4 protein-coding genes and 1 pseudogene are annotated in these 8,150 nt (G+C 33.8%); 1 reads left to right on the forward strand and 4 read right to left on the reverse strand.

Features of this window, described 5'->3' with window-relative positions; all coding sequences use genetic code 11:
* The 4 genes and pseudogenes from G7034_RS08160 to G7034_RS08175 form a co-directional block, all read right to left on the reverse strand.
* Nucleotides 1–721: pseudogene (locus G7034_RS08160) on the reverse strand (FISUMP domain-containing protein); the annotation flags it as partial.
* Between the two features lie 269 nt (nucleotides 722–990).
* Nucleotides 991–2,811: a tetratricopeptide repeat protein gene (locus tag G7034_RS08165; protein WP_166400477.1), complete on the reverse strand. Its 1,821-nt coding sequence runs from the start codon at nucleotides 2,809–2,811 to the stop codon at nucleotides 991–993.
* A gap of 95 nt (nucleotides 2,812–2,906) precedes the next feature.
* The gene (locus tag G7034_RS08170; RefSeq protein WP_166400478.1) at nucleotides 2,907–4,580 is read right to left on the reverse strand and encodes a sodium:solute symporter; all 1,674 of its coding nucleotides are present in this window, start codon (nucleotides 4,578–4,580) and stop codon (nucleotides 2,907–2,909) included.
* A gap of 76 nt (nucleotides 4,581–4,656) precedes the next feature.
* The gene (locus tag G7034_RS08175) at nucleotides 4,657–7,167 is read right to left on the reverse strand and encodes a PIG-L family deacetylase (protein ID WP_166400479.1); all 2,511 of its coding nucleotides are present in this window, start codon (nucleotides 7,165–7,167) and stop codon (nucleotides 4,657–4,659) included.
* A gap of 83 nt (nucleotides 7,168–7,250) precedes the next feature.
* Here G7034_RS08175 and G7034_RS08180 point away from each other — a divergent pair, with 83 nt between their 5' ends.
* Nucleotides 7,251–7,796: a 1-acyl-sn-glycerol-3-phosphate acyltransferase gene (locus G7034_RS08180; protein WP_166400480.1), complete on the forward strand. Its 546-nt coding sequence runs from the start codon at nucleotides 7,251–7,253 to the stop codon at nucleotides 7,794–7,796.
* Nucleotides 7,797–8,150: the final 354 nt, after the last annotated feature.

An 8,150-nucleotide genomic window follows, 5' to 3' on the forward strand; every position in this document is an offset into this window, starting at 1 on the left:
AACGCTCGGTGTTCCATTCCGTTTCAGTAGGCAATCTAAACCCTGCAGGGCATGGGTTGTTGGTGCCGTTTACGCCCTGCCAAAGGTTATTATCCTGTGGTGTTAACCAATCAAGAGGAGAGCTACTTTCAGTAATAAACACCCCATCCCATGAGTTCCCCGCATTAGGCACAGCTGTGGTTGCGTTGGTGGCAGTTGTACCAGAGGTTCTACATTGGTGGCCATCAGCTGCTCTACCCCACTGATATAAATCACCATAAGCAGCTGCGTCGGTACTTGAGGTAGCAACTTGGCTTGCGCCCAAATTCCTATCCATCCAAACTCGCCCACCAGCTCCAGTTACCTCAACTAACTCTGTAGGGCCTGATGCGCAGAACACAGTACCATCAGGGTAATCTAAATATGGATTATCACCACAGCCATCATGCCATGCATTACCAACCCACCACTGTAGGCACTTTACACTCGTATTATAAATCATCAACCCCTCCGCAGGACTATTTATATTATTTCTAGCATCAGTATCCATACGCGGCGGCAAAAAGCCTTTGGCGGTGCTTTGTAGTTCAAGTTGTGCTGAGGCATCCGGGGAAGTTGTCCCAATACCTACTTGAGCGTTGGCGGTTTCTAGGCCTAAAAAACTTAAGATAAAAAGGTTTAATAGGATTTTTGAAGTTGCATTTAATAAATAATGTCTTTTGTTACTCTGTACTTGTTTCATTATAATTTTTTTGTATAATTATGATACAAGTATAGGCGATTAACATTATACAATTACTTCTTCCGGTATAGATATCATATAGACGAAATGAAATAAAATACTTTTTAAAACGCTATAAGTCAATACTATTGATTATTTATTTTTTTTGTCTATATCATATCTATATAGATATTCTTCTAATTAAAGGATATAGAGAACTTTTAGGAAGAGGGCGCTCGATACATTCGCTGTGGCGAACACTCGAATTATAAAAATTCTCGGTCTTTTCTTTACATGAAGGATTTATATGATTCATTAATAATAAAATCATACAAGTCTATCTCACTACTAAGTTTCATTTTCTTAACAATTCTGTATTTTTTTGTAATAACACTTTGGTGAGTTATACTAAGAATGGTTGCTATTTCTTTGTAGGTGAATTTGAGTTTAATAAACGATAAAAAGAGTAAATCATTTTTCGATAATTCAGGATAAATTTCATGTATTTCTTCCCTGAAATTTGGATAAAGACGCTCAAATTCAAATTTTAATTTATTTAATTCATCTTCAGGAGAAATCATACTTTTTACTTCTTTAATTTCTTTATAGGTGTTGCGGTCTATTTTGGGTATCTTTTTGGTGATGTTGGCTATCTTTTTTTCTAGCGAAATATTTTCATAAGACTTTGATAGGAGTTCTTTTTTTTGTTGTTGAAGCAAGGCGTCTTTTAAAATTATCAATTCATTTTCTGCCTCTAGTTTTTCTTGCAAGGCTTTAGCTAATTTATTTTTATTTCTAAATTGGATTCTATATCTAAAAATAATGCTTACGAGTAAAATTCCAATGGCCAATGAAAAACCTAATACAGCAAGTGTTTTTCGGGTTTCAGAGACTACTCGCTCTTGCAATATAGTATTGCGTTGATCAATAATTTCATTTTGGTATTTAGCTTGCAAGTCTTTGGCAATTTGAAAATTTTCTAATTTCTGAAGACTGTCTTTTAATTGTATAGTGGTTTTGTAATAGACTGAAGCTTGTTTAAACTTAGATAAATTTTCGTGGGCTTCACCTATATTGTTTTTATATTCAATTAAGTCGAGTATCCCAAACTTGCTTAAATCCTTATCTTCAACTCTTTTAGATAAATTCACTATTTCCTCAAAAGAATTATTCTTACTCAAAAAACTAAGGTATTCGTTTACGGTCTTTAAGTAGTTATCCTGGTGTTGTTGAAAACTCGCTAATGATTTTTCATAACATTCTTTTGCCTTATTGTTTTGGTTAATCGAAGCATAGTAGTTAGCCTCTGTAAGTTTTAAAAAAGCGAATAATTCGTCATTTTTAAAATCCTTAAGTGTTTTCTTAGCTTTTTTTATATAACCAAATGCTTCATTAACTTTGTCAAGCTTTATAAGTGCATTGGCGTAATTTAGGAAGGTAGAAACGTTGGCATCTTGGTAGGGACTTTCATTAAAATAATCAATAATTTCTTCATAAATTTCTTCAGCAAAACCATAGTTGCCCAATAAACCATACAAATTAGCTGTTTTTTGTTTTTCAAAGGCTATACTCTTAGCATTGGGTTGTTTTTTTTTGTTCTCTGTTTCAATAGATTTTAAACTATATTCCACCGCTAAATTATAGTTATTTATAGCTCGGTAACAGGAGGACATTTCGCTGTAGATTTTTTGAAGTGCATCTAAGTTATTGTTTTCTCTAGCTACTTCTAAGCCGTCTAAAAGTAAGCTTAATGCTTCTTGGTATTCTCCTTTCTTTTTGTAAGTAATAGCTAGATTATTGACTAGCTTAGGATAAAATTCCTCTTCTTTAGGAATTATTTTTAAGGCTTTTTGAAAGTAATGAGCCGCTGAATCTAATTCGTTCTGTACTCCATAATAAACGCCCTTTAAAGATAGATTTCTACTTTGTTCTTTAGGTAAAAGATTCTTATTTTCTAGATTTAAGGAGTCAATTAAATCAAGTGCTTTAGTTTGATCTGTGAATATAAACTGAAACGCATTCTCCTGAAGTAAGTCAAGTTTATTTTCTTGACCAAAACTTAAACAACTCATCAAAAAAGCGAAGGGTAGTAAATAAATGTTTTTTTTCACGTTCAAGATTTTTGCAAATTGTAGAATATTATTTACAAAAATAGAATAAATTTTAATCTAATTGCTACTTGTGTGCTTTTTTTAATAAGAATAATTTATTTTCTTTGCAAAGCCTGCAACAACATCGCCAATCCCATCACTAATCCACAACCCAACAAATTCAACCATAAATACGGCATCCAATCCAACCACCAACCAATAATAACTATAATTTGTGTGATGACTCCAGCCCAAAAAACAGCATTGGATTGTACAAACTTAATGAAGAAAGCCAGTAAGAATATGCCTAATACATTGCCATAAAATATAGAGCCAATAATGTTGACCAATTGAATTAAGTTTTCAAAAAGTGGCGCTACACAGGCTATACCAATTGCAAAAATCCCCCACATTAAAGTAAAGCCTTTTGATGAATTTACAAATGAAGCCTCTGTGGTTTTCGTTTTCTTGTTGCGTTGGTATAAGTCGATGCTAGTTGTTGAGGCTAATGCGTTTAATTCTGAAGCGGTTGATGACATGGCCGCCGATAAAATAACCGCCAATAACAAACCTATAATTCCTCGGGGTAAATGATTTAAAACAAAATGAATAAAGACGTAATCTTTGTCGTTAGTCTCAATTTTATCATTGGCTTTTTCAATGATTGTTTTTGCTTCATCTCTCAGCTGAAATTCGGCTGTATTTAATTCCTTCAATTTTAATTTTACCGCCTCGCGTTCAGTTTTAGAGGCCACCCCAAAAGCATAAGCTAAATCTGATTTTGAATTCTGTAGTTCGATTAATTGGTTTTCTAAAACTCGGTATTCATTAGAAAAATCAGAATCTTCAACAGCAACTTTGGCGGCTGGATTAAAGTTTAAAGGACTTTTTTCAAACTGAAAAAACACAAATACCATAATTCCTACAAGCAAAATGAAAAATTGCATGGGTACTTTTAAAATGCCGTTAAAAACTAAGCCTAACTGACTTTCTCTTTTTGATTTTGCGGAAAGATAGCGTTGTACCTGACTTTGATCGGTGCCAAAATAGGAGAGGGCTAAAAATGTACCTCCTATAATTCCGCTCCAAAAGGTATAGCGATTATCAAAATCGAATGAAAAATCTAAAATTTCCATCTTATTATTAGCACCTGCGATTTCAAGGGCGTTGGAAAAATTAATTTCCTCGGGCAGCGAATTTAAAATGATAAAAAAAGCGATGAACATGCCTGAAAAAATGACCGCCATCTGTTGTTTTTGGGTCACACTCACCGCTTTAGTTCCTCCAGTTACTGTATAAATAATGACCAAAACACCAATAAGAATATTCAAAACAAATAAGTTCCAACCCAAAACAGCAGATAAAATAATGGCAGGGGCAAAAATGGTAATTCCCGCTGCTAATCCCCGTTGAATTAAAAAAAGACATGCCGTAAATGTGCGTGTTTTTAAATCGAATCTTGTTTCTAGGTATTCGTAAGCGGTATAAATATTTAGCTTGTGGTAAATAGGGATAAAAACCAAGCAAATAATTGCCATAGCAATGGGCAAACCAAAATAAAACTGCACAAAGCCCATTCCGTCATGAAAAGCTTGCCCGGGAGTAGATAAAAAAGTAATGGCGCTGGCTTGAGTAGCCATTACCGAAAGCCCTACCGTCCACCACTCAGCTTCACCGCCTCCTTTAATGTAGTCTTTCGCATTTTTTTGCTGATTTCTTGTTTTGTAAACGCCGTAAATAACTATTGCTAAAAGCGTAAATACTAGGACTAAAACATCAATTAATTCCATTTACAGGTAAATTTTCATGATCCAGTAAAAGCCTAAAATGTACAAGGCGTTTAAAAGCAACATCAGTATATAAATTTTATTCGATTTCATTTTCAAGACTAATTAAATTTGCTAAAATTCGGTACGCTCCTTCAACCCCTGCTGGTAATTGTCTAAAAAAGCTAAGCCCCGTGTACATATAATTTCCTTTTCCGTAAGGCAAATGTAATAAACTTCCTTTTTGTGTTTTTTCACCAGGGTCTTGCATTTCTAAAAGCGGAATAAAATCGCTATGCCATGAGGAAGCAAAATACAATCCGCGCTCCTGTACCCAATCCTCAAAATCTTCTTCAGTAATTAAGTTAGGCGAATTAAACAAGGGATGCTTGCGGTTCAAAAATTGAACTTCAGCCTTTTTGTTTGTTACTCTACCGCGATTTAAAATTAGCTTTTTAGGAGCAATTTCTTCAGTTTTTAACCCTCTTGAAGTATTGTAAAAAACAATCAAGTTTCCTCCATTTTCAACATATTCAAACAAGTATTTGTTTTTGTAAGCTAATTCTTCGTGCACATTAAATGCTCTAATTCCAAGAACTACTGCTTGGTAATTATTCAAATTTTTCTTCCCTAAATCCTTCAGCATAAGTTCGTCAACCTCATAACCTAACTCGTTTATAGCTTCCATAATCTCATCACCAGCTCCAGCTAAATAAGCCACTTTTTCACCCTTGGTTTTTGCCTCTATTTTCAATAAAGAAGACGTGTTTTTATTTATTAATTGTCGCTTTGGAAAATGTGAATAATCTAAATAGCTAACTTTTTGATTAAAAATTTCACCTTCAGGAGTAATGAATTTAGCTTGCATTGGGGTTGAAGTCGAAGCCGAAGTTGGCCTAATCATAAATGTATAATTCAATTGTTCATTTTTCTGAAGCCCTTCAATTTCATAAAACGAAGGCTTTATTTCCCAACCATCTATTTCCAATTGAAGCTTCCCCGAAAGCTGATTAGCAAAGCTTTTCAATTCAATTTCTACCTCACGCCATTCGTCATTAGTAAAAACATAAACCGATTTATCATTTTTTAGACTAGCTTTTGGCGTAACAAAAAACAAATCTTTCTGTTCGCCCATCACGGGGTCGTTGTATTTGAATTCAATGGGGATGTTTATTTTAACTATCTCACCTTCAATAGAAAACAAAACATTAACACTTGTGTTTTTTAAATCGATTGCTTTCATTAACTGAGCTTCTTCATTCACCTTAAAAAACAGATTTTCAGTACTTTCTTCTAGCCAGAAAGGAGTAGAGTAGGGGTGATTGGCTGGAATTTCAACAGTAAAATCAAATTTTTCCACCTCATTAATCTGTAGCTTATGTTTTAAATCAAATTTTTCTGCTGAAAAAGGAGTTTCTAATGAAGTCAATTCCATATTTAACGTATGAGGTAAGGTGGTATTTAACTGAAAATTAATTTCCTCTCCGGGCGAATAATGTGGTTGCGCCACTAAAGCCTCTACATGAATTCCAGTGCATTGAATAAGAAGCTTTTGAATGCGTTCAATTTTACGTTCAATTAAATCTTGATGTTTTCCATTAGAAGTTTTTTCCATTAACTTTTTCAATTCGATTAAATCTTGAATGCTATGATGAGGTTTTTCAAAATTGAAGTTTGAAAGTAGTTGATTGAATTGCTTGTCAATTTTTTTGGAGCCCGTAATTTCCTTCCAATTTTGAGGTAAATTAGAAAACACCTCATTGTTTTCAGTTTTAATCCCTTTCAGTTGCTTAAGGTATTCCATTTTTGTCCCTCGATTCAGCAAAGAGCCAAAGCCTTGCGATTTATGCTGACTTCTACTTAAGGAGGCTAATTCCCCATTAGAAATTCCCTTTAAGGGATAATACTCACCAATGTCTATGCTTAAAAAATCATTTCTATTAGCTTCTTCAAAAGCTGCTGTACTTTCATAAAAAAACCAAGAATCATTAAAGAAAAGTTTTTTTGCTTGCCAAGTAGAAAGACCATATTCTGAAATTTGTTCAGGAAACACATTAGGGTCTGCGGCTTTTTCAAAAGCTTCGTAGCTCAAAATTGCAGAAGCTGTGTGATGTCCGTGTGTACTTCCTGGGGTGTTATGTGCAAAACGATTGATGATTACATCAGGTTGAAATTTTCGAATAGCAAAAATTAAGTCGTAAAGCACTTTTTCTTTATTCCATTGAGTAAAAGTTTCCTCTGGATTTTTTGAAAAGCCATAGTCTTTTGCGCGCGAAAAAAACTGAGTAGCACCATCTAAATTTCTTGCTTCTAAAAGCTCATGAGTTCTAATTACACCCAATTGGTCTTTGAGTTGTGTGCCAATTAAATTTTGACCTCCGTCTCCACGGGTAAGCGAGATATAAGCTGTTTCAGCAGATAAATGATTTGAAAAATAACTAATTAAATGCGTGTTTTCATCATCTGGATGAGCCGCCACATACAACATTCGATGTGGATTTTTTAACTGTTTGAAAGATTCAAATAGCTCACTACTTGAGGTGTTATTGGTTTGTGCAAATAAAAACTGAAAACAAAAAAGATAACTTATAGCTATATAAATGTACTTCATTAATTTTTTATTTCAAATATAGTTGGTTGTTAATACTTGGATTATACTTACCTTTGATTTAACAAATCATTGGCTTATCAATTATGCGATTTTTAGCAATTTTTATATTCAAGCAACTACTGGGTTGGAAAATTATTGGTAGGTTTAATCCTTCGATTAAAAAATCAATTGTTGTTGTTGCTCCACACACTAGTTGGCACGACTTTTATATTGGTGCTTTAGCTAGAAAGATTCTTACTACTGAAATTAATTATATAGGTAAGAAAGAATTGTTTAAGCCACCTTTTGGTTGGTATTTTAAGTGGATGGGCGGCGCTCCGATAGATCGGTCCAAAAACAATAATACCGTAGATCAAATTTTAGAGGTGTTTAACAAGCGAGAAACATTTCGATTAGCCATTGCTCCTGAAGGAACTCGAAAAAAAGTAAAAGATTGGAAAACGGGATTTTACCACATCGCTAAAAAAGCAAGTGTTCCCGTAATTCCTGTCGCATTTGATTACAAATTAAAGCAAGTGGTAATTCATGAACCTTTCACCGTTTTAGAAGGCGCTCAAAAAACCATGGAATACCTCAAGAAACATTATGAAGGAGTAGAAGGGAAGGAGAAAGAAAAATTTGAGTTGTGATTTTACGAAGTAATTTGGACTAAAACCCGTTTTTGAATTTGCATTTTATAAACGGGATAATCCCGTTCCTATTGAATTGTTAAAAAATTTTACGCCACCAATAAAAAATCAATTCAATAGCCCCCATTTTCAAATTGGGGGTTAAAATTAGTTGTATGATATTGGCTTTAGCCAAATTTTATGGGTTTATGTTTGATTTAATTTTCCTTCCCAACCCATTAATTTTCAATGCTTAAAAAATAAGTTTATATTTTTTTGCAGAAACAGTTGGAAGATGTGTAAAAAAGGTAGTATTTTTGCCGTCCCGAAAGTGGTAAAAGTTCATTGAGAAATAGCGTAAAATTAACTTAAAAA

Source organism: Psychroflexus maritimus (assembly GCF_011089875.1).
Classification (GTDB): Bacteria; Bacteroidota; Bacteroidia; order Flavobacteriales; family Flavobacteriaceae; genus Psychroflexus; species Psychroflexus maritimus.